Source organism: Jannaschia sp. S6380 (genome assembly GCF_023015695.1).
Taxonomy (GTDB): Bacteria; Pseudomonadota; Alphaproteobacteria; order Rhodobacterales; family Rhodobacteraceae; genus Jannaschia.
Genome location: NZ_JALKAS010000002.1, coordinates 392,501 through 418,905 on the forward strand (window position 1 = coordinate 392,501; position 26,405 = coordinate 418,905).

The following is a 26,405-nucleotide window of genomic DNA, read 5'->3' on the forward strand; positions in this document are numbered from 1 at the left end:
GGCCATAGTGATCCGGTGGTCCCAAGTGGGAGGGCCATCGCTCAACGGATAAAAGGTACGCCGGGGATAACAGGCTGATGATGCCCAAGAGTCCATATCGACGGCATCGTTTGGCACCTCGATGTCGGCTCATCTCATCCTGGGGCTGGAGCAGGTCCCAAGGGTACGGCTGTTCGCCGTTTAAAGAGGTACGTGAGCTGGGTTTAGAACGTCGTGAGACAGTTCGGTCCCTATCTTCCGTGGGTGTAGGATACTTGAGAGGAGTTGCCCCTAGTACGAGAGGACCGGGGTGAACGATCCACTGGTGGACCAGTTGTCATGCCAATGGCAGTGCTGGGTAGCTATGATCGGACAGGATAACCGCTGAAGGCATCTAAGCGGGAAGCCCCCCTCAAAACAAGGTATCCCTGAGGACCGTGGTAGACCACCACGTCGATAGGCCGGAGATGTAAGCGCAGCAATGCGTTCAGTTGACCGGTACTAATTGTCCGATAGGCTTGATTTGATCCAGTAGAAGCCATGCTTCATGGGTCGAGAGCGTACACACCGCAAGGTCGTGCCTGACTTGGAATTTCGATGGGCTTTTTCGGTTTGGTGATCATAGCGCAAGCAAAACACCCGGTCCCATCCCGAACCCGGCAGTTAAGTGCTGTAGCGCCGATGGTACTGCGTCTTAAGGCGTGGGAGAGTAGGTCATCGCCAAACCTAGAAAGCCCATCGCGTATCTCTCGAACGATGTTTTTAAACGCCCTGCAGCTTCGGCTGCGGGGCGTTTTGTCGTTTGCGGTCGCGGGGCAGCGCCGGTAACTGACGGGGATCGTCCTGACGACAGGAGCCATCCGTGCCGGACACCAAGCAGATCGTTTGCATGAAATGGGGAACGAAATACGGGCCGGAATACGTCAACCGGCTCTATGGCATGATCGCGCGCAACATCACGCCCCCGTTCAGCGTGACCGTCCTGACCGATGATCCGCGCGGTCTCCGCCCGGAGCTCCGATCAGCGACCATCCCGGATGTCGGGGTCGACATGCCGAAGGGGGTGCCGGGCAAGTGGCCGAAATCGGCGCTGTGGGGTAAGGAACTCGCCGGACTGTCGGGGCCGGTCCTCTTCATGGATCTCGATGTCGTGGTGACCGGATCCCTCGACGATTTCTTCTCCCATGGCGATCCCGACGAGGTCATCCTGTCCCGCAATGCGGCAAAACCGTTTCACCGCCTGGGACAGACATCCCTGTTCCGGTTTCCGGTGGGCAAGCTGGCCCCTATGCAACAAAAGTTCCGCGACGACCCGCAGGGCATGGGGGAGCGGTACCGGTACGAGCAGAATTACGTCACCCAAAATGCGCCTGGTGGCGTGACGTTCTGGCCGCGGCAGTGGGTTCGGCACTTTCGGATTCAATGTGTGCCGACCTTCCCGCTGAACTTCTTCCTGGCGCCGCCGAGGCCGCGGAATGCCCGGGTGGTCATTTTCGCCGGTCACCTGAACCCGCCGGACGCGATCGCCGGTCGCTGGAACCGCAAGGAGGAGGCACGAACGATCGGCCAGCACATTCGCCATGCCTTGACCGCGCGAAAGGGCTACAAAGGCTTGCGAAGCTATGTGAAACCGACGCCATGGGTCGCGGAGGCATGGCGCGAATGATTCCGCGACGGCAAGTCATCCTTTCGCGACGTGTGGGGCTTGAAGTCCGTCGCATGCTTGAATAGATAGCCTTTCATTGGCGCGGGATGGAGCAGTCCGGTAGCTCGTCAGGCTCATAACCTGAAGGTCGTAGGTTCAAATCCTACTCCCGCAACCAACGCCTCCTATAAAACGCCCGCCCAACCGGCGGGCGTTGTTGTCAGTGCTGAAGCTCTCCGCATTCTCGTGCTCCGGGTTTCCTCGTAGCGCTTCGCCGCTCCGCCGATCATCGACACAATAACCCAAGTCCGTCCTCGACGATCGACGCGATGCGAAGCATCTGGGATGGCGTCAGCAACTCTTCGCGCCGCTGCGCATAAGCGGCTCTGGCGGCCTCGCCGGCAGCATTGGCGCTGACGTTGTTGCCGAGCCGGGGGCGCATGTAGTCGACGACCTGCCGACAAGCGGAATGGAGAGAACGCTTCGTGGCCCGCGGCAGGTTCGCGATCCAGGCTTCGGTGTCGATTTCGATACTGCAGCCGTCCTTCGCCGCCAGCGAAAGCCCGCGTGCGTCGGCGACCTGGCGGTCGAGTTCCGATGCCATGGCCGGGGCACCAAATCCAAGGGCGATGATGGCCGCGAGAAGAATGCGCATCGGGGTCGGTTCCTGGTTCGGGCATCTCTGCTGTCGCGCATCACGATAGGAGAAGGGGCCTTGATATCATATGATGACCCGTCCGGCGGATGGTCTCCGCCACTGGGATAGCTTGCGTCAGCGATGAATTTGCCCGGCTCCGTGGTTCGAGGGGTCGTCCGTTCCATACGTCGATGCGAGGAAGTCGCAGAAGTTTACGAGAACGGCGGAGGGTTCGGCCAGCCGCCAGCAGGCGAAGCTCTCCAGCCGGGTTTCCAGATCGGCGATCGGACGGGCCACGACCCGGGCGTCGACGGTGGAGACCAGGGATTCCGGCATGATGCTGACGCCCAGACCGCAGCTGACCAGACCGATGATCGCCCGGGATTCCGGTGCCGTCTGCACGACGGACGGGTCGAAGCCCGCCCGTTCGCAATACCGCCAGAGATGCCGGTTGTAGACGGCCCAGCGGTCCGGGTCGCCCATGACGAAAGCCTGCAACGCGAGATCGCGCAGCATGATCCGCGGGCTTTTCGCCAACTCGTGCGACGCCGGGAGGAGCGCCATGAAACCATCGGATTGTAGTGGCAGGGTCTCGAGATCGAGCTGCCGTCCGGGAGAGGTGACGATCGCCACGTCGAGCTGGCCCGCCTCCATCATTTCCATCTGCTGATCTGTGTAGCCCTGTACGAGGCGGATCGTGACATCGGGGGCGATGCGGCAAAACCCCTCGATGACGTCGGGCAGGCGACCGGCGATGACGGTGTCGGTATAGCCTATGGTCAGCGTCCCGGAGAGCCCGCGGGAGACCCGGCGCGTTTCATCGATGGCCGTTTCGAGCGCGTCCAGCGTGCGCGCGCATCCCTTCAGGAAGGATTGGCCCGCCGCGGTCAGCGCGACCTGCCGGTTCGAACGCGTGAAAAGCGCGGCGCCGACCTCCTCCTCAAGCTGCGAGATCGCGCGGCTCAGCGCGGGCTGCGTAATCCCGAGGGCCACCGCCGCGCGCCGAAAATTCAGCGTCGCCGCGAGGATCCGGAAATAGCGTAGCCGTCGTAGCCCCGTTTCCATGGAGCCCCCGTACGATGCCCTCTAGGCATCATTAGACGTCGAAGTTTGAATTATGCAACTTGTCTGACGCCGCGTAACCTTTCGGCAACACAGAAGAGGAACAGGGAACACACGATGATGAATGCCATGACATCCGCCTCGCGCCTCGCCTGCGCCGCCATCCTTCTCGCGGCACCGGTCGCCGCGCAGGAGAAGACGATGAATGTCGGATTCTCGACGCCGCTCGACTCCGACTACGGCGTGCTCGCCTCTCGTTTTGAGGAGTTGGTGGAAGAGTATACCGACGGCGCCATCGACGTGAAGCTGCGCTGCTGCGGCCAGATCGCGTCCGAGGACGACGCGTTCAAGGCAATGCAGCTCGGCACCGTCGACGCCTATTTCGTCTCCCAGAACAACGTCTCGCCGCACTGGCCGCTGATGGACGTTTTCGTGCTGCCCTACACGTTCGAGGACACCGACCACCTGGTCGCGGTCGCCGGCGGACCTGTCGGCGACACCATCCGCGAACAGCTCCGGGAAGCCACCAGCGTCCACCTGCTGACCTTCGGCGGCCCGAGCTACCGCGACTTCTTCAATTCCGAGCGCCCCGTCGAGACCATGGCGGACATGGAGGGGCTGAAGATCCGCGTGCCTAAGAACGAGGTCATGCTCGCCACCTTCGAGGCCTTCGGCGCCGAGCCGGTCCCGCTGGCCTGGTCCGAGACCCCGACCGCGCTCCAGACCGGCACGATCGACGGCGGCGACAACGGCACCAACGTCATCCAGGAGATGAAGTTCTACGAATTCGCGCCCTACCTGACGGTGCTCGACCACTTCGCGGGTTTCGCACCTCTCCTGGCTTCGGACCGGTTCATGTCGGGCCTCGACGACGCGCAGCGCGAGGCGGTGATGCGCGCCGCACGCGAGGCGGGCGAGTTCCACACAGAATACATGATCGGCCGCATCGAGGAGGTGCGCGAGTGGCTCTCGACCGAGGGCGGCATGTCGATCACGCGTCCCGATCGCGCGGCCTTCATCGAGGCCGCGCAGACCGTTCAGGAATCGTTCGCCGCCGAGCGCGGCGAGGATTTCAAGGCGCTGCTCGACGAAATCCGCGCCGCCGCCGACTGACGACGGCGCAGATGGGGGCCTTCCCGGTCCCCATCGCCCGCTTTTGCGGAGATCCCCGGATGAAGCGATATCTCGGTCCGCTCGAACGGCATTTCGAAGAGGCCGTCTGCTGCATCGCCCTGTCGGTGATGGCGATCTGCGTCTTCCTACAGGTCATCATGCGCTACGTCTTCGGATCGGCGCTGCAATGGAGCGAGGAAATCGCCGCCATCGCGATGGTCTGGGCGGTCTACATGGGCGCTTCGCTCTGCGTGCGCGAGCGATTTCACATCCGCATCATGGCCGGGATCATGCTGCTGCCTCAACCGATCACCAAGGCGTTCGTGCTGCTCGCCGACCTGATGGCGGCGGCCTACTGCGTCATGATGCTGATCGTCTCATGGCAGTATCTGGCGGTGCTGGCGCGGTTCACGTCGCGCACGCCCAGCCTCGGCATCGACGAGTTCTACCCCCAGAGTATCCTGGTGATCGGCTACACGCTGATCCTTCTGCGTCTCGTCCAGATCTACGTGATATGGGCGCGCGGCGGGGGGCGGGGCGTGCCGGGGATGCGCGCCGAGCACGAGGACACGGGCGAGATGCGATGAACGAACTCGTCCTCCTCGCCATCGTCTTTGTCGCGCTGACGCTGATCGGCGCGCCGCTCTTCGCCGCCGTGGGCCTGACGACGTTCCTGGCGCTCTTCCTGATCGACATCCCCTACACTCTGATGGCGCAGACGGGCTACACGAGCCTCACACCTTTCCCGCTGCTGACGATCCCGCTCTTCGTGCTGGCCGGCCGGCTGATGGAGACCGGGGGCATGGGCACGCGGCTCATCGGGGTGGCGACGTCGCTCGTGGGCTCCTACCGGGGCAGCCTTGGGCTGGTGACAGTGTTCGCCTGCATGCTCTTCGCCGCGCTTTCGGGCTCGGGGCCCGCGACCACGGCGGCCATCGGCTCGATCACTGTGCCGGCAATGCAGAAGGACGATTATCCGACCCCCTTCGCCGCCGCCATCGCCGCCGCGGCCGGCGCGCTCGGCAGTCTCATTCCGCCTTCGAACCTGATGATCATCTACGGCCTTGTCTCCGAGACGTCGATCCCGCGCCTGTTCCTCGCGGGGTTCATCCCCGGCGTCATCGTCACCGCGCTGCTGATGGTGACGGTCTATCTGATCGCACGGCGGCACGACTACGGCGGCGGTGGCGAGGCGTTCTCCTGGGGGCCGGCGCGGCGGGCGGCCTGGGACGGCAAATGGGCCATCGGCGCGCCGCTCCTGATCCTGGGCGGCATCTATTCGGGTGCGTTCACGCCGACCGAGGCCGCATCGGTCGCGGTCTTCTACGCCCTTTTCGTCGGCGTCGTGGTCCACAGGGAACTGACCGTCCGCAAGGTGATCGAGGCGCTGCGCTTCACCGCCCTGATGACGGGGCTTCTGATCCTGCTGACGCCGACGCTGGCCTTCGGTCAGCTCTCGGCGTTCTACGACGTGCCGGCGGCGGTCGAGGCGCTGATCACGTCCTTCACCACCAACGTCTATGTCGTGCTGATCCTGATCGCGATCTTCTACATCATCATCGGCACCTTCATGGAGAGCCTGGCGCAGATCATCCTGTTCACCGCGGTGTTCCTGCCGCTGGTGACGTCGCTGGGCGTCGATCCCGTGGCCTTCGGCATCCTGACCGTCATCACCTGCGAGATCGGCTTCCTGACGCCGCCGCTGGGCGGCAACCTCAACGTGGCGGCACGCATCTCTGGAATCTCGATCGAGGCGGTGTCGGTGGCCGTCCTGCCGTTCATCCTCGCCTACTGTCTTGGTCTGCTGATCCTGATCTTCATCCCCGAGCTATCGCTGTGGTTGCCGAACCTGTTCTACGGCCCCGCGCGCTGAGCCCCGTACGAAAGGACCCCCCATGCTCGACACGATCCTCGCAGGCGGCCTCCTCCATGACGGCACGGGGGGCGATCCCGTCCGAACCGATATCGGCATCGAAGGCGGTCGTATCGCCGCCATCGGGGATCTGTCCGAGGCCGACGCCGAGACGCGGGTCGATCTGGGCGGCCTTGCCGTCGCGCCGGGGTTCATCGACCTGCACACCCATTCGGACTTCACGCTGATGGCCGACGGCCGCGCGCAGAGCCAGGTCCATCAGGGCGTCACGACCGAGGTAATCGGCCAATGCGGCTTCTCCGCGGCCCCTGCGCGCCGTCCCGAGGACGCCAAGATAATGTCGCCCGGCTTTACCGAAGGCATGGTCGACATCGACTGGTCCAGCTTCGGCGAGTATCTTGACCACTTGGATGCCATGCCGCTGGGCGTGAACGTCGCGGCCTTCGTCGGCCACGGATCGGTCCACCGCGCCGTCCTCGGCGACGCGCTGCGGCCCGCCGACGACGAGGAGCTGGACCGGATGAAGGCGCTCGTCGACGAGAGCATCGACGGCGGCGCCTACGGGTTCTCGACCGGGCTGGAATACTGGCCCGGCAGCCTTGCCAGCCCCGAGCAGATCACCGAGCTTGTCTCGGTCGCCGCGCGGCGTGAGGTGCTCTACGCGACGCATGTGCGCAATCGCGACGTGCATTACGACATCGGCTTCGGCGAGGCGATCTCCTGCGCACGGGCCGCGGGCGCCCGACTCCAGATCAGTCACATCCAGCCCAAACACGGCGCGCCGGACTGGGCCATGGAGCATTCGATCGAGATGGTGGAGGGCGCCAAGTCGCACGGCGTCGACATCGCCTACGACGTGATCCCGCACGACTGGTCGCATACCCGCGTCATGGCGATCATGCCGCAATGGGCGCAGGAGGGGGGCGTCGCGGCCGTGATGGCCCGCCTGAAGGACAAGGCCACGCGCGAGAAGATCAAGGCCAACCGGCGGCCGATGTGGCGGCTCGTTCTCGACGATGGCTGGCACCGGATCGTGCTGATGCAATCGGCCCGCAACCCGGACCTCGTCGGCCTGACCTTCGCCGAGATCGGGGCGCGGCGTGGCGTCGACCCCTACGATGCGGCCCTCGACCTGCTGATCGAGGAAGGGGACGAGATGGCGCACCTGATGTGGACGTCGCAGAGCTTCTCGGAAGATCAGATCCGCCTCGCCATCGCGCAGCCCGATTGCGCGATCATCTCGGACACCCTGGCGCTCGCGCCCGAAGGCTGCCTCAAGCACCATATCGGCTCTCTCTCGGGCTATGGATGGGCCGCGCGTTTCCTGCAGCACTACGTCCGCGACCACGGCGTGCTGACGCTGACCGAAGGCGTTCGGCGGTTGACCTCGCTGCCCGCCGAACGGCTCGGGCTCCGGGATCGCGGCACGATCCGCGAAGGTGCCTGGGCCGACATCACCGTGTTCGACGCCGAACAGATCGAAAGCCATTGCGACGTCGAGGCCCCGCGCCGCTTCGCCACGGGGATCGCGCATGTCCTCGTCAACGGGATCTTTTCGATGCGGGACGGAGAGCGGACGGCACAGGATGGCGGCAGGGTTCTGCGCTCGCACTGACCCGCCGGGGGCCGGGCGGATCGATAGGTTTGGGCTTGGCCGGAAGTGCCCTTCCGCGCTATCGGCGAAGGACGAATGACAGCGGTATTCCCAGAACGAAGGCCGCGGTGGCCGTGCAGACGATGCTCGGCCCCGTCGGCGTATCGAACTGCCAGGACATCCAGACCCCGATCATCGCCGAGGCCCCCGCGAGCCCCGTCGCGACGACGGCCATGCCCTCCGGCGTCGCGGCGAACCTTCGCGCCGTGGCGGCGGGGATGAGAAGGAGCGCCGCGATCAGCAGGACGCCGACGACCTTGATCGCGACCGCGACCACGATGGCGAGGGCCAGCGTCAGAACCAGACGTTCGCGGTCGGGCCGGATGCCGGCCGCATGGGCCAGCTCGGCCCCGAGCGTCGCCGTCAGCAACGGTGTCCAGCGCCAGGCGAGCAGCGCCGTCACGAGGAGCGCGCCGACCCAGATCGTGACCAGGTCACCGCGGCTGACGGCCAGGATGTCGCCGAAGAGGTAGCTGGTCAGGTCGATGCGGACGCCTGGCAGGAAAGAGATCGCGACGAGGCTGATTGCCAGCCCGGAATGGGCCATGACCCCCAGGAGGGTATCGCTGGTCAAGCCCCGCTCGGCGAGGCCCGCGATGGCCGATGCCATCGCGAGCGCGACAAGCAATATTCCCGCGGTGACGGGAACTTCGGTCATGAGGGCCAGCGCCACGCCCAGAAGCGATGCGTGCGCCGTGGCGTCACCGAAATAGGCCATGCGGCGCCAGACGACGAAGCAACCGAGTGGTCCCGCCGCCACCGCCACGCCGAGACCGGCCAATGCGGCCCGGATCAGAAAGCTGTCGAAGATCGTCATTCGGCGGCGTGGTCGTCATGGCTATGGGCGTGTTCGTGGCGATAGAGCGCCAAGGCGCCTTGCGTCCCCGTCCCGAACAGCGCGCGGTAGGCGGGGGCGGAGGCGACATGCTCCGGGTGACCCTCGCAACACACGTGACCGTTCAGGCAGATCACCCGGTCGGACGCGGCCATAACGACATGCAGGTCGTGGCTCACCATCAGGACGGCGCATCCGGTCTCCACCCGGATCGCGTCGATGCGGCGATAGAAGGCGGCGGAGCCGGGTTGATCCAGCCCCTGCGTCGGCTCGTCGAGAATCAGTAGTTCGGGGCGTGCCAGAAGGGCCCGTGCCAGCAGCACGCGCTGCAACTGCCCGCCCGACAGCTTGCCCAGCTGGGCCGGCCCGACCCGCGGCACGTCCGCCTGATCGAGGGCCTCCTGCGCCTCGGCATCGGACACGCGATCCGGCAGGCTCAGGAACCGGCGGACGGTCATGGGCAGGGTCGCGTCGATCGCCAGCTTCTGCGGCACGTATCCGATCCGCAGCCCGGCCCGGCGGGACACGCGGCCCGCGGCGGGGGGAATGGCGCCGATCATGCTGCGCAGCAGGCTCGACTTGCCCGACCCGTTCGGACCGACGATCGTGACGACTTCGCCGGCGCTGATGCCCATGTGGACGTCTTCCAGCACCAGCCGTCCGCCACGGCGAAGCGACAGCCCTTCCACCTGAAGCAGCGTCATGCGGCCGTGCCGCGACATGCGGGGCAAAGGCCCTCGGCCTCGCGAACGGCCGTCTCGACGACGAACCCGGTCAACGCCGTCGCATGGCCCAGGGCATCGCGGCTATCGGCCTCCGCCTCGGCCACGGCATCGCAGCCGCGACAGATGAGCAGGACGGGATCATGCCGCCGCGTCGGCACGGTGCAGGCGACGAAGGCGTTCAGCCGCTCGACCCGATGCGCGAAGCCGTGCGTAACCAGGAAATCCAGCGCCCGATAGGCGACAGGCGGCTGCGCCTTCTGTCCCTCGGCCCGCAGCACCTCCAATATATCGTAGGCGCCGACGGCCCGGTGTTTCTGCAGCAGGATCTCCAGCACGCGGCGACGCATTGGCGTCAGCCTCAGGCCCTCGGCCTCGCAACGCGCGGCGACGATCGCGACCGCGTGGTCGATGCAATCGCTGTGATTATGGGTTTCGAAGCCGATCGGAGTCATGCGGGGGTTGATATGATATAACATCGCTTCTAACAAGCACGCAGGACTGCCACCGGAGGTTTCGATGTTTTTCCGCCTATGTGCCGTTTTCGCCTGTCTTGCATCATCGGCCTCCGCGCGGGAGATCGCGGTCGCGGCGGATATCGGTCCGATCCATTCCCTGGTCGCCCGGGTGATGGAAGGGGCCGGGCGTCCGGTTCTCGTCCTGCCGCCGGGCACGTCGCCGCACGGGCACGCATTGCGTCCGTCCGAGGCCCGTACGCTCGAGGAGGCGGAGGTGATCTTCTGGGCCGGGGCCGAGCTGGCACCCTGGATGGGCGAGGCGATCTCGGCGCTGGCGTCGGATGCGCGGGCGGTTTCCCTCGCCGAGATCGGCGCGGTCGAGGCCGAGCACGATGGCGCGGACAATCATGGTGATGCCGATGCGCATGACCATGGGGACGAGCATGGCCATGACGATGCGCACGATCATGGTGAGGAACGTGACGAGGCGGATGCGCACGGGGATGCGGATGGCCACGATCATGCCGCGGAAGAAGCGGACGCGCACGCCGGTCACGACCATCATGAACATTCGAACAACATGCACGGTTGGCTCGACCCGGAGCGGGCCAAGCTTTGGCTTCACGAGATTGCCGATGTCCTGTCGGAACTCGATCCGGACAATGCCGTCATCTACGAGGCCAACGCCGAGTCGGGCGTGGCGGAACTCGAAGGGTTGATGGACCGTGTCGATACCGTGCTCGATCCGGTGAGGGGCAAGGGCTATGTCGTGTTCCACGACGCCTATGGCCCGTTCGAGGAACGCTTCGACTTTCCCGCCATCGGGTCGATCTCGGTCAGTGACGCGGCGCCGCCATCGGCGGCGCGTGTCGCGCGTCTCCGCGATGCCGTCGTGGAATCCGAAGCGGTCTGCGTCTTTTCCGAGCCGCAGTTCAATGCCGGTCTCGTCTCCACCCTGACCGATGGAACCCAGGCCCGGACCGGCATACTGGATCCGCTCGGGGCGCTGCTCGAACCGGGTCCGTCGCTCTATCCGATGCTGATCGAGGACATCGCCGCCACCATGGCGAAATGCCTGTCCGAAGATTGACCCCGCGAGGGGACTCGACAAACGGCACCTGAAAGAAGAACATTAGAGGAACATAAACCGATTCCCCGGTGTTCCCGCTCCATGTCGGACCCTGCACTGCCACCTTACGCCGAAGCCTTCTCGAACGCGCGGGACGGGGCAGGGACCGGTCTGGTCCTGGCCCAGATCGACGCCGTCTTGTCGGCGCGAAAGGGTCAGGGCGACGGTCCGATCCTCTGGGTGCAGGACAGGCGCGCCATGCAGGAAGCCGGGCTGCCATGCCTCCGGGGGATCGCCGAGACGGGTTTGACGATGCCCATCCTGCGGGTCGGCGTGCGTGGTGCGGCCGAGGCGCTCTGGGCGATGGAGGAGGGACTGGAATGCGTCGCGCTGTCCGCCGTCGTGGGCGAGGTCTGGGGCAACCCCAAGGCACTCGACTTCACCGCCACCAAGCGGCTGTCGCTGCGGGCGGCGCGAACGGGCGTGCCGGTCTGGCTGCTGCGGCAGGACGCGGTCGCCGACCTGTCGGTGGCGCCCGACCGCTGGCGCGTGGTGCCGTCGCCCTCGCCGGTCAATTCGCTGGACGCGCAGGCGCCGGGCGCACCCCGCTGGATGGCCGAGTTGTTCCGCACGCGGCGGCGTGCGCCGGGCCGCTGGGTGGCCACACATGACCGGGCGACGCATCGTCTCGATCTGGCTGCCGCGGTTTCCGATGGCACGGTGGGAACGGGCGCAGGCGACGCGCCCCGCCCCCGCCCCCGCGCCGTGGGATGAGGTGGCGGTCGCGGACGGCCCCGACCCCGCCGCCCCCCTCGTCCTCGGGCATGACGGCACGCATGGCCCGGTGATCCACGCCGCCAACGCGGCCGCCCATGCGGCGGGCGCGATCCGGGGTGCGCGCGTGGTCGATGCCCGCGCGCTTTGCCCCGACCTGCAGGTGATCGGCGCCGATCTGGCCGGCGATGCCGAGGCATTGCGCCGGCTGATGCTGTGGTCGCGCCGCTGGTGTCCCTGGTCGGCGGGCGACGGCGCCGACGGGCTGGTCCTTGACACGACCGGATCGGACCATCTGTGGGGCGGCGAGGCGGCGATGCTGGCGGATATGGAGGCGCGGCTGGCCGATCTGGGCCAACCCGCACGGATCGCCGTGGCGCCCACCCATGGCGCGGCCTGGGCGCTCGCCCGCTATGGCGACCCGCGCGAGATCTGCGGCGATCGCGCGTTGAAGGTGCGGCTGGCGATGCTGCCCGCCGCGGCGCTGCGGCTGGACGAGGCGACGCTTCTGGTGCTGCGCCGGCTGGGCCTGAAGCGGATCGGCGACCTGATGGCGATTCCGCGCGCCATGCTGGAACGACGCTTCGGCCGCGACGGGCGGGCGCTGATGACGCCGCTGCGCCGGCTGGACCAGATGCTGGGCGACCTGCCCGAACCCATCGTCAGCCCCGCGCCGGCTCGCCGGTTCCGCATCGTCCGCCGCCTGGTCGAGCCGGTGATGGACCCGCAGCCCCTGCTGACCGAGCCGCTTCGGATGCTCTGCGACGAACTGGCCGAGGCGGGGCAGGGGCTGCGCGGGCTGCGGCTGGAACTCTACCGCACCGACGGCGTCGCCACGCGGGTGGAGATGGGCTGCGCCCAGGCCAATCGCGACCCTGCGCATCTGACCCGCCTGATGGCGCGGCATTTCGAGAACCTGGATGCCGGCTTTGGCTTCGACACGCTGAGCCTGGAGGCACTGCGCCCCGAGGGGCTTTCCACCGCACAAGTCCGCCTGGATGGCGGGATCGACAGCGATCTGGCCGTCGCTACGTTGATCGACCGGCTGAGCGCCCGCCTGGGGCCGGATGCCGTGCAGGTGCCGGACCCGCGCGAAAGCCACCTGCCCGAACGGGCCGAGGGCTGGAAGCCTGCCTTGCAGGGGGGGCGGGCGGATCGGCTGGCCCCGGCAGGTCTGGGCGGGGGCGGCATGATCGGCCCGTCCCGCGAACGGCCCGTCCGCCTGCTGCGGAACCCCGAGCGGATCGAAGTTCTTTACGCCGTACCCGAAGGCCCGCCCGTACGGTTCAGCTGGCGCCGGAAGCCGTATCTGATCCGACGCCACCAGGGCCCCGAACGCATCGCCCCCGAATGGTGGCGCGCGCGTCCCGGCACGCGGCTGCGCGACTACTACAAGGTCGAGGTGGACGAGGGCGCGCGCTACTGGCTCTACCGCGAGGGGATCGTGGGCGACGGCCGGGGCGGCGAGCCGGGCTGGTTCCTGCACGGGATGTTCGCATGACCCACCCTGGCCACATCGCCCGCCTGCGCGGAGAGCACCGTCGGAGCCTCCGGCGGAGGTATTTCGGGCCAGAGGAAGGCAGGCCCGGCGCGCAAGGCGGAGTCCGGCACCCCGCGCCCGGCATCAGCTTGGCGGCACGGGCAACGGGGCGCCTTCCCCTGGCACGGCCATCGGCTCCTCAGCCTGTTCCGCGCGTCTTGGATGGCAGGGCGGTCTTAACGCCCGGTTACCCGCGCGCGGCGCATCTTCCTCTGGCCGGAAATACCTCGGGGGGGTGGCCCCCTTCGGCATCGTCGCCCCGCCGATCCGACATCCGTATCCCATGCCCGACGCCCCGCTGACCCCCGACCGGCGCACGCTGGATCCCGAACAGGATTTCGTTCGCAACCCGCCCGCCCCCTTCGTGGAACTAGGCGTGACGTCGTGCTTTTCGTTCCTGCACGGCGCGTCGGAGCCGATCGACCTCGTCACCACGGCGTCCGGGTTGGGCTATGACCGGATCGGCATCGCCGACCGGAACTCGGTCGCCGGGGCGGTGCGGATGCATGTCGAGGCCACGAAGGCGAAGATAACCCCCCTGATCGGCACGCGGATCGTGCTGTTCGACGGGGCGGCGTTCCTGGCCTATCCCCGCGACCGCGCGGCCTATGGCAACCTCTGCGCGTTGATCTCCAAGGGCCGGATGACGGGGCTGGACGGCGAATGGCAGGAGAAGGGACGCTGCGACCTGTCGCTGAACGATCTGGCGGATCATCAGAAGGGTGTCGTCCTGATCGCGGTCCCGCCCGAGGATCTGGACGGGTTCGAGGCACGGCTGGGCCATCTGGTCCGTCGTTTGCCATCGCTGACCCATATCGCGGTGAGCCACCTCTACTGCGGTGACGACCATGCCCGGATCGAGCGGTTGGACCGTCTGGCCCGGTTTCACGGATTGCGGATCGTGGCGACGGGGGACGTGCATTACCACGTGCCCGAACGGCGGCCGCTGCAGGACGTGATGACCTGCATCCGCGAGAAGGTGAAGCTTCACCAGGCCGGGTTCCACCTGCATGCCAATGCCGAACGCCACCTGAAGTCGCCGCAGGAAATGGTGCACCTGTTCGCGCGGTGGCCGCATGCGATCCGCGAGAGCGTGGCGATCGCCGACCGGCTGGATTTCACGCTGGACGAGTTGAAATACGAATATCCCGAAGATCACATCCCCGCCGGTCGCACGCCCGACGAGCACCTGCGCATCCTGACCGAGGCGGGGGCCGCGCGGCGCTATCCGGACGGCGTGCCGCAGAAGGTGCGCGAAGCGGTCGAGAAGGAGCTGGCCTTCATCGCCACCCGCGATCTCGCGCGCTATTTCATCACCATCCAGGAGATCGTGGCCTATGGCCGCAGCCAGGGCATCCTGTGCCAGGGGCGCGGTTCGGCGGCCAATTCCGCCGTCTGCTTCTGCCTCGAGATCACGTCGGTCGATCCGGCGCTGAACGAGGTTCTGTTCGAGCGGTTCCTGTCTGCCGACCGCAACGAGCCCCCGGATATCGATGTCGATTTCGAGCACGAGCGGCGTGAGGAGGTGATCCAGCACATCTACGACCGCTACGGCCGGCAGCATGCGGGCCTTTGCGCGACCGTGATCCACTATCGCCCGCGCATGGCGATCCGCGAAGTGGGCAAGGTGCTGGGCCTGACCGAGGACGTGACCGCAGCCATGGCCAAGACGGTCTGGGGCTCGTGGGGCAGTTCGACCGACGACATGCACCTGGAGAATTCGGGCGTGAACCTGGCCGACCCGAAGATCCGCCAGGCCATCCGCCTGACCGATCAACTGATCGGGATGCCGCGGCATCTGGGGCAGCATGTCGGCGGCTTCATCCTGACGCAGCACCCGCTGACCCGGACCGTGCCCATCGGCAACGGCGCCATGCCCGACCGCAGTTTCATCGAATGGGACAAGGACGACATCGACGCGCTGGGCATCTTCAAGATGGACGTTCTGGCGCTCGGCATGCTGACCTGCATCGCCAAGTGCTTCGGCCTTCTGCGGGATCATTACGGCCGGGATCTGAGCCTCGCCACGATCGAGGAGGGGGACGCGGCGACCTATGACATGCTCTGCCGTGGCGACAGCCTGGGCGTCTTCCAGGTCGAGAGCCGGGCGCAGATGGCGATGCTGCCCAAGCTGAAGCCGCGACGGTTCTACGACCTGGTGATCCAGGTCGCCATCGTCCGCCCCGGTCCGATCCAGGGCGACATGGTGCATCCCTATCTCAAGCGGCGGCGCGGGGATGAGGAGGCGGAATACCCCACACCCGGGCCGGGCTATGACCCCAATGAGCTCCGGGATATTCTCGAGCGGACCCTCGGCGTTCCGATCTTCCAGGAACAGGCGATGAAGATCGCCATCGTGGCCGCCGAGTTCTCGGGCGCCGAGGCAAATGGATTGCGCCGCGCCATGGCCACCTTCCGGTCGAAGGAGGACATCACGAACCATAAGGCGCGGATGATCGACCGCATGGTCGCGCGCGGCTACGACCCGGATTTTGCCACCCGCTGTTTCAGCCAGATTGAGGGGTTCGGCGAATACGGCTTCCCCGAAAGCCACGCCGCCAGCTTCGCGCATCTGGTCTACGTGTCGAGTTGGCTGAAATGCCATCACCCCGACGTCTTCGCCTGCGCGCTGCTCAACTCCCAGCCGATGGGGTTCTACGCCCCCGCCCAGATCGTCGAGATGGCGCGGCGGTCGGGCGTGACCGTTCTGCCGGTGGATGTGAACTTCTCGGATTGGGACTGCACGTTGGAGCCGGTGGGACCGGACACCCACGCGCTGCGCCTGGGCTTTCGGCAATTGTCGGGATTGAAGAAGGACGAACTGGCCCGCCTGACCGCCGCGCGCGATACGCCGTTCGCGAACGTGAACGACCTGCGCCGACGCACCGGCCTCGGCAAGCGGGCGATCGAGACGCTGGCCTCGGCCGATGCGTTCCGCTCCTGCGGGCAGGATCGACGCGCCGCGCTGTGGGATGCGAAGGCGATCCGGCGGGGGCCGAACCTGCCGCTCTTCGTGCATGGCGATGCGTCCGACATCGGGGCGGAGCCCGTGCACAGCCTGCCCGAGATGCCGATGCGCGAACATGTCGTGGCCGATTACCAGACCGCGCGCCTGTCGCTGAAGGCGCATCCGCTCAGCTTCATGCGCGGCGCCATGCGGAAGGGCGGCTATACCCGCGCCGCCGACCTGCGCCGCCTGCGGTTCAACCAGAAGGTGTCGGTCGCGGGCCTCGTCCTGATCCGCCAGAAGCCCGGCAGCGCCAAGGGCGTCTGCTTCGTCACGCTGGAGGACGAGAGCGGGGTCATCAACATCGTCATCTGGCCCGACCTCTTCGCCAGGTTCCGGCGCGAGATCATGGCGTCGCGCCTGATGGCGGTGCATGGCCACGTGCAGTTCGACGATGCCGTCATCCACGTCGTCGCGCATGAGATCGTCGACCGCAACGACGCCCTCATGCGCCTGTCCGAGGACGAGTTGCAGGCCGACCTGGCCCGCGCGGACCATGTAAAGCACCCGCTGCCCAGCCATACCGGGCGTCACCCGCGCGACGTCCGCGTCATCCCGAAATCGCGCGATTTTCACTGAAGGCCGGTCCGGAATGGGCCCCGGTCAAACGATGGCACGGGCCCGATCGTATCGAACGTTCCGGGCACCGACGAAGGCCGCGATCGCGTCGAATCGTCGCGGCCATCAGGCACCCCCGCACGGCATCTGCCCGAATTGGACGGGCAATGGTTTCCGGATCGGTGGTCAATCCCGCCTGCTGCTCGGTCATCATGGCTGGGATGGCGACAGCCGCGCCACATTGTCGACGCAAATCGAAGGCAAATATGGCAACTTCAGGAAGGAGTTGTGACATGCCCCCCATCGAAGCGTTCTTCTTTGCCGTCTGTCTCTGGATCCTTCTCGGGATCATTCGGTTTTCGGCCTATGCCTTTTTCGAGGATCACCCCCTCGTCCGGCCGTTCCTGCGCCGCATGCGCTGAGGGGCGCGCCGACCGGGCGCCCCACCGACCAGCCTAGAAATCCAGGTTTTCGACCGAGAGGGCGTTGTCCTGGATGAACTCCCGGCGCGGCTCGACGACATCGCCCATCAGCTTGGTGAAGACGTCGTCCGCCTCGGTCATGTCCTCGACCTGCACCTGCAGAAGCGTCCGCGCCTCCGGATCCAGCGTCGTTTCCCATAGCTGATCCGGGTTCATCTCGCCCAGACCCTTGTAGCGCTGGAGTGTCAGGCCCTTCTCGCCCTCGGCCAGCACAGCATTCAGAAGATCGGTCGGCCCGTGCACGATGTTCTCCCGGTCCTTTCGGACAAGACGCGCCGGGTCGCGATAGACCTCCGACGTCTCGCGCGAGACGTCGGCCAGCTTGCGGGCCTCGCCCGACCGAAGGACCGCACCGTCCAGTGTCCGAACCTCCTCGACCCCGCGCAGGACACGGGCCAGTCGGATGCCGTGATCCTGCGTGATCCGTCCCTGCCAGCCCCGCTCGTACTCGACCGCCACCTGGTCCAGCCGCCGGGCCACGGCATCGGCGACGCCCTGCAGGTCCGCGTCGGCCTGCCCGGCCTCGAACGCGCCCGCCAATGCCGCCTGTTCGACGATGTGCCGGGGGTAATGCGTCGGGAAGGCGTCGAGGATGCGCTTGAAGTTCCGCGCGGCCTGAACGACGCGATCCAGGTCGCGGCCGGCGATCTCCTCGCCGCCGGGCAGGCGCAGGACGGCCCCTTCGGTGCCCTGCGCGATCAGGTAGTCTTCCAGCGCCGTCTGGTCCTTCAGATAGACCTCGGACCGGCCGCGCCCGACTTTGAAGAGCGGCGGCTGCGCGATGTAGAGATGCCCGCTCTCGATGATCTCGGGCATTTGCCGATAGAAGAACGTCAGAAGCAGCGTGCGGATATGCGCCCCGTCCACGTCGGCATCGGTCATGATGACGATCTTGTGGTAGCGCAGCTTCGACAGGTTGAATTCGTCCCGCCCGATGCCCGTGCCCATCGCGGTGATCAGCGTGCCGATCTCCTGGCTCGAAAGCATGCGGTCGAAGCGCGCCCGCTCCACGTTCAGGATCTTGCCGCGCAGTGGCAGCACGGCTTGGTTCTGACGTGCACGACCTTGCTTGGCCGAACCTCCGGCGCTGTCGCCCTCGACGAGGAACAGCTCCGCCTTGGACGGGTCCTTTTCCTGGCAATCGGCCAGCTTGCCGGGCAGCGATGCGACGTCCATCGCCGTCTTGCGGCGGGTCAGCTCGCGCGCCTTGCGGGCGGCTTCACGGGCCAGCGCGGCCTCGATGATCTTGCCGACGATCTGGCGTGCCTCGTTCGGGTTTTCCTCGAACCACTCGGCCAGCTTCTCGTTCACCAGGTTCTCGACCGCCGGCCGCACCTCGCTGCTGACAAGCTTGTCCTTCGTCTGGCTGGAGAATTTCGGGTCCGGCACCTTGACCGACAACACGCAGGTCAGCCCTTCGCGCGCGTCGTCGCCGGTGAAGTTGACCTTCTCCTTCTTCGCGATCCCCGAGGATTGCGCATAGAGGTTTATGGTCCGCGTCAGCGCCCCGCGCAGGCCCGCCATATGCGTCCCGCCGTCGCGCTGGGGAATGTTGTTCGTGAACGGCAGGACCGTCTCGTGATAGCTGTCGTTCCACCACATCGCGACCTCGACGCCGATGCCGTCGCGCTCGCCCTCCATGTGGATCGGATCGTCCATCACCGCGGTCTTGGAGCGGTCGATATAGCGCACGAATTCCCGCACGCCGCCCTCGTAGAACAGCTCCGTCCGAACGGCCTCGGCCGGACGCTCGTCCTCCAGCAGGATCTTGACGCCGGAGTTCAGGAAAGCCAGCTCGCGCAGCCGCTTCTCCAAAGTCGAGAACACGTAGTCCAGGTTCGAGAAGGTCCGCGTCGACGCCATGAACCGAACCTCGGTCCCCGTCTCGGTCGTTTCGCCGACCACCTCCAGATGCTTGACCGTGTCGCCATGCTCGAACCGGGCGACGTGTTCCTTGCCGTCGCGCCAGACGCGCAGCTCCAGCCAGTCCGACAGCGCGTTGACGACCGAGACGCCGACCCCGTGGAGACCGCCCGAGACCTTGTAGCTGTTCTGGTCGAACTTTCCGCCGGCATGCAGCTGGGTCATGATGACCTCGGCCGCCGACACGCCCTCCTCCTCGTGGATGCCGACCGGGATGCCGCGACCGTTGTCACGCACGCTGACCGAGGAATCCGCGTGTATCTTGACGCTGACCTGGGTGGCATGGCCGGCCAGTGCCTCGTCGATGCCGTTGTCCACGACCTCGTAGACCATGTGATGCAGCCCGGACCCGTCATCGGTGTCGCCGATATACATCCCGGGCCGCTTGCGCACGGCCTCCAATCCCTTGAGAACCTTGATGGAATCTGCGCCGTATTCCTGCGGCGCCTGGGCTTGCTCGGACATGGTTTCGTCTTTCCGTAAATCTGCGCAACATATACGTAGGCGACCCGGGATTGTCACGTTCGGCACACCAGATTTTGTGGCATGCCAAAGGGGGCGGATCACGGTGTGCCAGGGACTTCGCCCGCCCCCCGCGCGGGGACGTGTCAGGTCGCGATTTCTTCGACCCGGCTGGTGCCTTCGACATCGACGACGCGAAGCTGTCGCGCGGCTCCGCCCAACTCGGCGAACAGCTCCGGCCCGGTGCCGGTCAGGAATGCCTGCGCCCCGAGATCCAGCAATTCGGCATAGAGCGCGGCGCGCCGGTCCGCGTCCAGATGCGCCGCCACCTCGTCCAGGAGCAGGATCGGCGCGCGGCCCGTCTCGGCCGCAAGAGCCCGCGCGTTGGCGAGGATCAGCGAGATGAGCAGCGCCTTCTGCTCGCCGGTGGAACATAGGCGCGCCTCCATCCCCTTCGCGGCATAGAGCGCCGAAAGATCCACGCGATGCGGGCCGACGAGAGTTCGTCCCGCGGCCATGTCCCGCGGACGCGAGGCAGCCAAGGCCGCGGTCAACGCATCCTCCGACGTCTCCTCATCCGGACCGGACAGGGAAAGCGTCGCGGCGGGGAACGGGCCGTCCGGCTGCTGGGCGGCCTGCAGCCGCGTCAACGCATCGGCGCGACGTGCATGGATGCCGGTCCCGTGCCGCGCCATCTGCGCCTCCAGCGCCTCGTACCAATGCGCGTCGCGTATGCCGTCGCGCAGCAGGCGGTTCCGGTCCCGCATCGCCTTCTCATAGGCCAGGACCCCTTCGGCGTGATCGGGCAGGAAGCTGAGCGTCATGCGGTCCAGGAACCGGCGCCGTCCCTCGGCCCCCTCCAGCCACAAGCGGTCCATGGACGGTACCAGCCAGAGGACCCGTGCCAGGCGGGCCAGGGCGACCTGCGGGGCCGGTTTTTCATCGACACGGGTGGTGCGGGGCTGCCCGGGCTCGGCGCGCAACTCGACCTCCCGTCCGCCGAGCATCGCCGCGACGCGCCACCCGATGGCTTCGGGGCGGCGAACGATCTCGGCCGCCTCGGCCCGGCGCATGCCGCGTCCGGGCGACAGCAGCGAGATCGCCTCGATCAGGTTGGTCTTGCCGGCACCGTTTGCGCCGTGCACGGCGACGGGACGCGCATCGAACTGCAGCCGGGTCCGGCGGTGGGAACGGAAATGCGACAGCGACAGCGAACTGACGCGGTCGGCGCCGGCGTCGTCAGACACGCATCGGCATGACGACATAGATCGCGGACTGGTCGTCGCCCTCGCGCATCAATGTCGGGTCGCCGGCATTGTTGAACAGGAAGGTCGCCATCTCCAGATCCACCTGCGCGGCGATCTCCTGCAGGTATTTGGCGTTGAAGCCGATCTCCAGCTTCTCGTCGCCATAGGCCACCGCCAGTTCCTCGTTGGCCGCGCCCGCGTCGGGCGCATTGACCGAAAGCGTCAGCCGATCCTCGTCGAGCGCGAGCTTCACCGCGCGCGACCGCTCCGACGACACCGTGGCGACCCGGTCCACGGCCTTGGCGAAATCCTTGGCATCGACTTTCAATTCGCGGGTGTTTCCGGTCGGGATCACACGGGCGTAGTCGGGGAAGGTCCCGTCGATCACCTTCGACGTCAGGGTGATCTGGGGCGTGGCGAAGCGGATTTTGGTCTCGGACACGGAAACGGCGATCTTGGCATCGTCGTCAGACAGCAGCTTGCGCACCTGGTCCACGGTCTTGCGGGGGACGATCACGCCCGGCATCTCCTCGGCGCCTTCGGGCAGGACGGCGTCCACGCGCGCGAGCCTGTGGCCGTCGGTCGCCACGGCGCGTAGGGTCCGACCGTCTTCGCCCTCGGCCACATGCATGTAGACACCGTTGAGATAGTACCGCGTCTCCTCGGTCGAGATGGCGAAGCGGGTCTTGTCGAACAGCCGCCGCAGCACCTTGGCGTCGCAGGAGAAGTTGGCCGCATAGTCCGACGAGGCCATCACCGGGAAATCCTCCTTGGCCAGCGTGGCCAGCGAGAAATGCGACCGGCCGGCCGTGACTTCCAGCCGTCCCTGGGTCTGATCCTCGGCGATCTGGACCAGCGCGCCGTCGGGCAGCTTGCGCACGATCTCGTGGAACAGCACCGCCGAGACGGTCGTGCCGCCCGGCCGCTCCACCTGGGCCACGGTCTTGTCGATCACCTCGATATCGAGGTCAGTGGCCTTGAAGCTGACGCCTTCGCCGTCGGCCTCCATCAGGACGTTGGCGAGGATCGGAATGGTGTTCCGGCGCTCCACCACGGCCTGGGCCTGGCTTACGGCGTCGAGAAGCGCGGCGCGCTCGATGGAAAACTTCATGATCTGATCCCCGGCTGTCGGACGCGCAGAATAGCGACGCGTCGCGTCAGCGCAACTGGCCTTCGAGACGCCGAAGCAGCAGTTGCGCGTCCTCGGCAATCTGCGGCTCGGCGGCGATCAGTTCCTCGATCTTGCGGACTGCGTAGAGGACGGTCGTGTGGTCGCGGTTGCCGAACTTGCGGCCGATCTCAGGATAGCTGCGGGGGGTTAGTTTCTTGGCCAGCCACATCGCCATCTGACGCGGGCGCGCGACCGTGCGCGACCGGCGGGCCGAGGTCATGTCCGACATCCGCAACGCGTAATGTTCGCAGGTCGCCTTCATGATGTCGTCGATCGTCAGCTTGCGCTCGGACGCGCGGAGCAGGTCCGACAGCACGTCCTGCGCCTGCTCCATCGTGACCTCCTGCTTGACGAGGTCGGCATAGGCGAAGAGCCGCATGACCGCCCCCTCCAGCACGCGGATGGAGGTGTTGATGCGACTGGCCAGGAACTCCACCACGCCATCCGCTAGGCGGAACTCGGGATGCTGGGCGGCATAGCCGTCGACGCGGTGCTGCAGCACGCCCAGGCGCAGTTCGTAATCGGCGGGGTGCAGATCCACCACCAGGCCCGATTGCAGCCGCGAGGTGATCCGCTCCTCCAGATCCGAGATCTCGGCAGGGCTGCGATCGGCCGAGATGACGACCTGCTTGCCCTGATCCACCAGAGCATTGAACGTGTGGAAGAACTCCTCCTGGGTCGATTCCTTCCCGGCGATGAACTGCACGTCGTCCACCAGCAGGACGTCGACGGTGCGGAACAGTTGCTTGAAATCCATCGTGGCCTTTTCACGCAGCGCCTGCACGAAACGGTACATGAATTTCTCGGCCGACAGGTACATCACCCGCTTCTCGGGATGGGCCTCCTGCATCTCCCAGGCGATGGCCTGCATCAGATGGGTCTTTCCCAAGCCGACGCGGCCATGCAGGAACAGCGGGTTGAAACTGACCGGGCCACCGGTCGCGACCCGGCGCGCGGCGGCATGGGCCATCTCGTTCGACTTGCCGACGATGAAACTCTCGAAGGTAAAGCGGCGGTCCAGCTTGGTTTCGCGGTCGGCGCGGGTGCGCGGTGCGGCCTCGTCGGGGGTGACGGGGCGGGATGCGGGCGGTCGGCCGCCGGCGGCGCAAACCAGGCGCGCCACGCTCGTTCCGTTGCTCCCGACGTGACGCAGGATGACGTCCTGGAAGTTCTGCATCACCCACTTGCCGATGAAGTCGGTGGGCGAGGCCAGGTTCAGCGTCCCATCCTCCAGCGACCGAAAGGCCAGCGGCTCGATCCAGGTCGTGTAGTTATGTGCACCGATATCCTTCCGGATTGCACCTTTTGCGCTGTCCCACGCGTCGTTCGTCATGTCGCTCGGCCCCAAACTGCTCTGCTCGTTTCTATCAAGACTGGTGCCACTCCAGTCCGCGGGCCTTCCATCCGTTCAGGCCCCCCCGATGTCCGCTCGCGTCCAGATCACCCTCGAATCCCTCGGCCACGTTGATGCAGGGAACGGCACGTCCCTCCGACGCCATGGCGTCGGCTGCGGCACGCGCCGCCTGCATCGACCGTCCGCCCGAGCGGCACAGGAACAGGAAACGGGATGGCAGCCCCTCGACCTGTTCCAGCAGCGCTCGCGCGAAGCCGGGATTTCGGGACATGTCGGGCCAGGACTGCCATTCGAGACGAACGACATCCTTTCCGATGGCCGACAGGTCGGGCCCGCCCACGAATCCCCATTCGGGTCGGGTCCGGACATCGACCAGCACGGCGGCGGCGTCATTCGACAATATATTCCACGCTTCCCGAGGCCCCACCTCGGAAACACGCGGGCCCGCGTCCGTGTTCATCGACATCCCCATCTCAGCGATCTGACTCGCTGGAAAGATGGATAGCGGGCGGCCCCTTGGGGCCACAACGACTCTTCTTTGTTGACATATACGGGGACCGCAAAGAATCTGTCACACCGGCATCAAGTGACTGATCCATCGGCAAGAAAAAGCCCGCCGGGCGGCGGGCTTTCGAATCTCTTGACCTGTGGCCGGATGATTTCGCAGCCGGGGCGAGAATCGCCCGGGCTCAGTTGCCCAGGGCTTTGACTCGGCTGGAAAGACGGGACATTTTCCGCGCCGCCGTGTTGCGGTGGAAGACCCCCTTGGTGACGCCACGCATCAGTTCGGGCTGGGCCTCCTTCAAGGCTGACGTTGCGGCATCCTGATCGCCGGATGCGATCGCCTCCTCGACGCGGCGAAGATAGGTGCGGATGCGCGAACGGCGCGCCTTGTTTACGGCGAAGCGCCGCTCGTTCTGGCGGGCGCGTTTCTTGGCCTGGGGCGAATTTGCCATGTGATCGGTCCTCTGCGAAGGGTCTGGTCTGTTTCGGCGGTGCAAGGCCGACCCCTCCTGCGGCAAGGAAATCGCCACGGGTCCAATCCGGCCAGAGCGGGCCTCACACGCATGATGGGCGCCATTAGACCGCCCGAATGGCGGGGTCAACCGGCTTGGTGCCCCATGGGGCAGGTCGGCTCAGCGGTCGCGGAACTGCGGCTCGCGCTTCTCGACGAAGGCCTTCATCCCCTCGGCCCGGTCCTCGGTGTTGAAGAGGGCGTGGAACATCCGCTTCTCGAACAGCAGCCCCTGGGAGAGCGACATCTCCTGACTCTGGTTCACGGCCTCCTTGATCGCGGTGACGGTGACCATCGACTTCTCGGCGATCTTGCCGGCCGCGGCCATCGTCTCCTCCATCAACTTCTTGGCGGGCACGACGCGGCTGACCAGGCCGGACCGCTCCGCCTCCTCGGCATCCATGAAGCGGCCGGTCAGATGCATGTCCATCGACTTGGCCTTGCCCACGGCCCGCGTCAGGCGCTGGGTTCCGCCGATGCCCGCGATGACGCCGATATTGACCTCCGGCTGGCCGAACTTGGCGGTGTCGGCGGCGATGATGAAGTCGGACATCATCGCCAGCTCGCAGCCACCGCCCAGCGCATAGCCCGCGACCGCCGCGATGATGGGTTTGCGGATCCGCAGCATCACGTCGACCTCGGGGCCGAAAAGGTCGCCCATGAAGACTTCGACAAAGCTCTTCTCCGACATCTCGCGAATGTCGGCGCCGGCGGCGAACGCCTTGTCGGACCCGGTGATGACGATGCACCGCACCTTGTCGTTGCCCTGCGCCGATGTCAGCGCCTTGGCCAGCTCGCCCAGAAGCTTGGTGTTCAGGGCGTTCATCGCGTCGGGCCGATCCAGCTTGATCAGGGCCACGTGGTTGGCGACGTCGACGTTCAGTGTCTCGTAACCCATCTCTCGCTCCGCAAGTTGGTCGGATCTCAAGGCCTGCATGTAACGCGGACGCGTTTCAAGTCACCTCTGACAGGCCGGACAATGGAAGGTCGACCGCCCCGATTGCATGATCCGCCGGATCGTGCCCGCGCATCCCGGCGTGGGGCAGGGCGCCCCCTCGCGATCGTAAACGCGGAACGTGTGCTGGAAATACCCGAGTTCCCCGTCCGCGCGGCGATGGTCGCGCAGGCTGCTCCCGCCGGCCTTGATCGCCTCCAGCAGGACGTCGCGGATTATGGGTACCAAGCCGGCGACTCGGACCGCCGCGATGCGGCCCGCCGCACGGGTCGGCGCGATGCCGGCACGGTGCAGCGCCTCGTTGACATAGATGTTGCCGAGGCCCGCCACGATCCGCTGATCGAGGAGCGCGGCCTTCACCGGTGTGCGCCGGCCCCGGAACGCGGTCGTCAGATGCGCCGCATGGAACCCGTTGCCCAACGGCTCCGGCCCCAGCTTGGCGATCAGCCAGTGATCGTCCAGCGCGTCGGTCGGGCACAGATCCATCGCGCCGAAACGCCGGGCATCGTTGAACGTCACCCGGTGTGCGGCGGTGTGCAGGACCACGTGGTCGTGCCGGGCCAGCCAGCCGGCCTCCCGGTGAAACCGCCCCGGCCGGAGGGCGTCGACCACCATGCGGCCCGACATGCCCAGATGCACGATCAGCGTCTCGCCCGTGTCCAGATGGGCCAGCAGATATTTCGATCGCCGCCCGAGTGCGCGGATCGTCGCACCCTCCAGCCGCGCGGCCATGCGCGCGGGGAAAGGCCAGCGAAGGTCGGGACGATTGACCTCCACCCGCACAAGGCGTGCGCCCTCCAGCGCGGGGGCCAGCCCGCGGCGGACGGTTTCGACTTCGGGAAGCTCGGGCATCGGCGCCTTCATTGCAGG

Annotated in this window: 24 protein-coding genes, 1 tRNA gene and 2 rRNA genes (1 of these 27 cut by a window edge); 14 read left to right on the forward strand and 13 right to left on the reverse strand. The window is 66.5% G+C overall.

What is annotated here, in order from left to right:
* The 4 genes from MWU52_RS14960 to MWU52_RS14975 form a co-directional block, all read left to right on the forward strand.
* Positions 1 to 505: ribosomal RNA gene (locus tag MWU52_RS14960) — 23S ribosomal RNA — on the forward strand; it begins 2,325 nt to the left of the window's first position.
* 85 nt (positions 506 to 590) lie between these two features.
* Positions 591 to 705 (forward strand): 5S ribosomal RNA (gene rrf, locus MWU52_RS14965).
* 163 nt (positions 706 to 868) lie between these two features.
* Positions 869 to 1,645 (forward strand): glycosyl transferase, encoded by a 777-nt coding sequence (locus tag MWU52_RS14970; RefSeq protein ID WP_246954614.1) that lies wholly within the window; start codon positions 869 to 871, stop codon positions 1,643 to 1,645.
* 80 nt (positions 1,646 to 1,725) lie between these two features.
* Positions 1,726 to 1,802, forward strand: a tRNA-Met gene (locus tag MWU52_RS14975).
* A 108-nt stretch (positions 1,803 to 1,910) separates the two neighbouring features.
* On the opposite strand, the gene MWU52_RS14980 is transcribed toward MWU52_RS14975, so the two are convergent.
* Together MWU52_RS14980 and MWU52_RS14985 are read right to left on the reverse strand one after the other, a co-directional pair.
* A complete protein-coding gene (locus tag MWU52_RS14980) occupies positions 1,911 to 2,279 on the reverse strand; it encodes a hypothetical protein (protein ID WP_246953654.1) in 369 nt (122 codons plus the stop codon).
* Between the two features lie 117 nt (positions 2,280 to 2,396).
* Entirely contained in the window at positions 2,397 to 3,326 is a 930-nt protein-coding gene (locus MWU52_RS14985) for a LysR family transcriptional regulator (protein ID WP_246953656.1), read from the reverse strand.
* A 126-nt stretch (positions 3,327 to 3,452) separates the two neighbouring features.
* Here MWU52_RS14985 and MWU52_RS14990 point away from each other — a divergent pair, with 126 nt between their 5' ends.
* The 4 genes from MWU52_RS14990 to MWU52_RS15005 are packed head-to-tail and all read left to right on the forward strand — an operon-like array spanning position 3,453 to position 7,924.
* A complete protein-coding gene (locus MWU52_RS14990) occupies positions 3,453 to 4,436 on the forward strand; it encodes a TRAP transporter substrate-binding protein (RefSeq protein ID WP_246953658.1) in 984 nt (327 codons plus the stop codon).
* 59 nt (positions 4,437 to 4,495) lie between these two features.
* Positions 4,496 to 5,023 (forward strand): TRAP transporter small permease, encoded by a 528-nt coding sequence (locus MWU52_RS14995; RefSeq protein ID WP_246953660.1) that lies wholly within the window; start codon positions 4,496 to 4,498, stop codon positions 5,021 to 5,023.
* Positions 5,020 to 6,309, forward strand: coding sequence for a TRAP transporter large permease (locus MWU52_RS15000; protein WP_246953662.1), 1,290 nt, complete (start codon positions 5,020 to 5,022; stop codon positions 6,307 to 6,309). The genes MWU52_RS14995 and MWU52_RS15000 overlap by 4 nt, the downstream gene beginning before the upstream one ends.
* Positions 6,310 to 6,331: 22 nt before the next feature.
* Positions 6,332 to 7,924 carry an amidohydrolase family protein gene (locus MWU52_RS15005; protein WP_246953664.1) on the forward strand — a complete coding sequence of 531 codons (1,593 nt, stop codon included), beginning with the start codon at positions 6,332 to 6,334 and terminating at the stop codon, positions 7,922 to 7,924.
* A gap of 58 nt (positions 7,925 to 7,982) precedes the next feature.
* Here MWU52_RS15005 and MWU52_RS15010 read toward each other — a convergent pair whose 3' ends face one another.
* The 3 genes from MWU52_RS15010 to MWU52_RS15020 are packed head-to-tail and all read right to left on the reverse strand — an operon-like array spanning position 7,983 to position 9,975.
* Complete coding sequence (locus MWU52_RS15010; protein ID WP_246953666.1) at positions 7,983 to 8,780, reverse strand: metal ABC transporter permease; 798 nt, start codon at positions 8,778 to 8,780, stop codon at positions 7,983 to 7,985.
* Positions 8,777 to 9,502 carry a metal ABC transporter ATP-binding protein gene (locus MWU52_RS15015; protein WP_246953668.1) on the reverse strand — a complete coding sequence of 242 codons (726 nt, stop codon included), beginning with the start codon at positions 9,500 to 9,502 and terminating at the stop codon, positions 8,777 to 8,779. Before MWU52_RS15015 ends, MWU52_RS15010 begins: the two co-directional genes overlap by 4 nt.
* Positions 9,499 to 9,975, reverse strand: a complete 477-nt coding sequence (locus MWU52_RS15020) for a transcriptional repressor (protein ID WP_246953670.1) — start codon at positions 9,973 to 9,975, stop codon at positions 9,499 to 9,501. The genes MWU52_RS15015 and MWU52_RS15020 overlap by 4 nt, the downstream gene beginning before the upstream one ends.
* 64 nt (positions 9,976 to 10,039) lie before the next feature.
* Here MWU52_RS15020 and MWU52_RS15025 point away from each other — a divergent pair, with 64 nt between their 5' ends.
* From MWU52_RS15025 to MWU52_RS18065, 6 genes are all read left to right on the forward strand, one after another.
* The gene (locus MWU52_RS15025) at positions 10,040 to 11,068 is read left to right on the forward strand and encodes a zinc ABC transporter substrate-binding protein (protein ID WP_246953672.1); all 1,029 of its coding nucleotides are present in this window, start codon (positions 10,040 to 10,042) and stop codon (positions 11,066 to 11,068) included.
* 81 nt (positions 11,069 to 11,149) lie between these two features.
* Complete coding sequence (locus MWU52_RS15030) at positions 11,150 to 11,821, forward strand: hypothetical protein (protein WP_246953674.1); 672 nt, start codon at positions 11,150 to 11,152, stop codon at positions 11,819 to 11,821.
* Entirely contained in the window at positions 11,715 to 13,322 is a 1,608-nt protein-coding gene (locus MWU52_RS15035; RefSeq protein ID WP_246953676.1) for a DNA polymerase Y family protein, read from the forward strand. Before MWU52_RS15030 ends, MWU52_RS15035 begins: the two co-directional genes overlap by 107 nt.
* Positions 13,323 to 13,644: 322 nt before the next feature.
* A complete protein-coding gene (locus MWU52_RS15040) occupies positions 13,645 to 16,947 on the forward strand; it encodes an error-prone DNA polymerase (RefSeq protein ID WP_246953678.1) in 3,303 nt (1,100 codons plus the stop codon).
* Positions 16,948 to 16,978: 31 nt separating this feature from the next.
* Positions 16,979 to 17,218: a hypothetical protein gene (locus tag MWU52_RS15045; RefSeq protein WP_246953680.1), complete on the forward strand. Its 240-nt coding sequence runs from the start codon at positions 16,979 to 16,981 to the stop codon at positions 17,216 to 17,218.
* A 1-nt stretch (position 17,219) separates the two neighbouring features.
* Positions 17,220 to 17,348 carry a hypothetical protein gene (locus MWU52_RS18065; RefSeq protein ID WP_281494144.1) on the forward strand — a complete coding sequence of 43 codons (129 nt, stop codon included), beginning with the start codon at positions 17,220 to 17,222 and terminating at the stop codon, positions 17,346 to 17,348.
* Between the two features lie 33 nt (positions 17,349 to 17,381).
* On the opposite strand, the gene gyrB is transcribed toward MWU52_RS18065, so the two are convergent.
* From gyrB to mutM, 8 genes are all read right to left on the reverse strand, one after another.
* Positions 17,382 to 19,796: a DNA topoisomerase (ATP-hydrolyzing) subunit B gene (gyrB, locus tag MWU52_RS15050; protein ID WP_246953682.1), complete on the reverse strand. Its 2,415-nt coding sequence runs from the start codon at positions 19,794 to 19,796 to the stop codon at positions 17,382 to 17,384.
* Positions 19,797 to 19,939: 143 nt separating this feature from the next.
* The gene (gene recF, locus MWU52_RS15055; RefSeq protein ID WP_246953684.1) at positions 19,940 to 21,040 is read right to left on the reverse strand and encodes a DNA replication/repair protein RecF; all 1,101 of its coding nucleotides are present in this window, start codon (positions 21,038 to 21,040) and stop codon (positions 19,940 to 19,942) included.
* A complete protein-coding gene (gene dnaN, locus MWU52_RS15060) occupies positions 21,033 to 22,151 on the reverse strand; it encodes a DNA polymerase III subunit beta (protein WP_246953687.1) in 1,119 nt (372 codons plus the stop codon). The genes recF and dnaN overlap by 8 nt, the downstream gene beginning before the upstream one ends.
* 46 nt (positions 22,152 to 22,197) lie before the next feature.
* A complete protein-coding gene (gene dnaA, locus MWU52_RS15065; RefSeq protein WP_246953688.1) occupies positions 22,198 to 23,544 on the reverse strand; it encodes a chromosomal replication initiator protein DnaA in 1,347 nt (448 codons plus the stop codon).
* Positions 23,545 to 23,578: 34 nt separating this feature from the next.
* Positions 23,579 to 23,965 carry a rhodanese-like domain-containing protein gene (locus tag MWU52_RS15070; protein WP_246953691.1) on the reverse strand — a complete coding sequence of 129 codons (387 nt, stop codon included), beginning with the start codon at positions 23,963 to 23,965 and terminating at the stop codon, positions 23,579 to 23,581.
* Positions 23,966 to 24,254: 289 nt separating this feature from the next.
* Positions 24,255 to 24,521, reverse strand: coding sequence for a 30S ribosomal protein S20 (rpsT, locus tag MWU52_RS15075; RefSeq protein WP_246953693.1), 267 nt, complete (start codon positions 24,519 to 24,521; stop codon positions 24,255 to 24,257).
* 180 nt (positions 24,522 to 24,701) lie between these two features.
* The gene (locus tag MWU52_RS15080; protein ID WP_246954616.1) at positions 24,702 to 25,478 is read right to left on the reverse strand and encodes an enoyl-CoA hydratase-related protein; all 777 of its coding nucleotides are present in this window, start codon (positions 25,476 to 25,478) and stop codon (positions 24,702 to 24,704) included.
* A 60-nt stretch (positions 25,479 to 25,538) separates the two neighbouring features.
* Complete coding sequence (gene mutM, locus MWU52_RS15085; protein WP_246953695.1) at positions 25,539 to 26,387, reverse strand: bifunctional DNA-formamidopyrimidine glycosylase/DNA-(apurinic or apyrimidinic site) lyase; 849 nt, start codon at positions 26,385 to 26,387, stop codon at positions 25,539 to 25,541.
* Between the last annotated feature and the right edge of the window lie 18 nt (positions 26,388 to 26,405).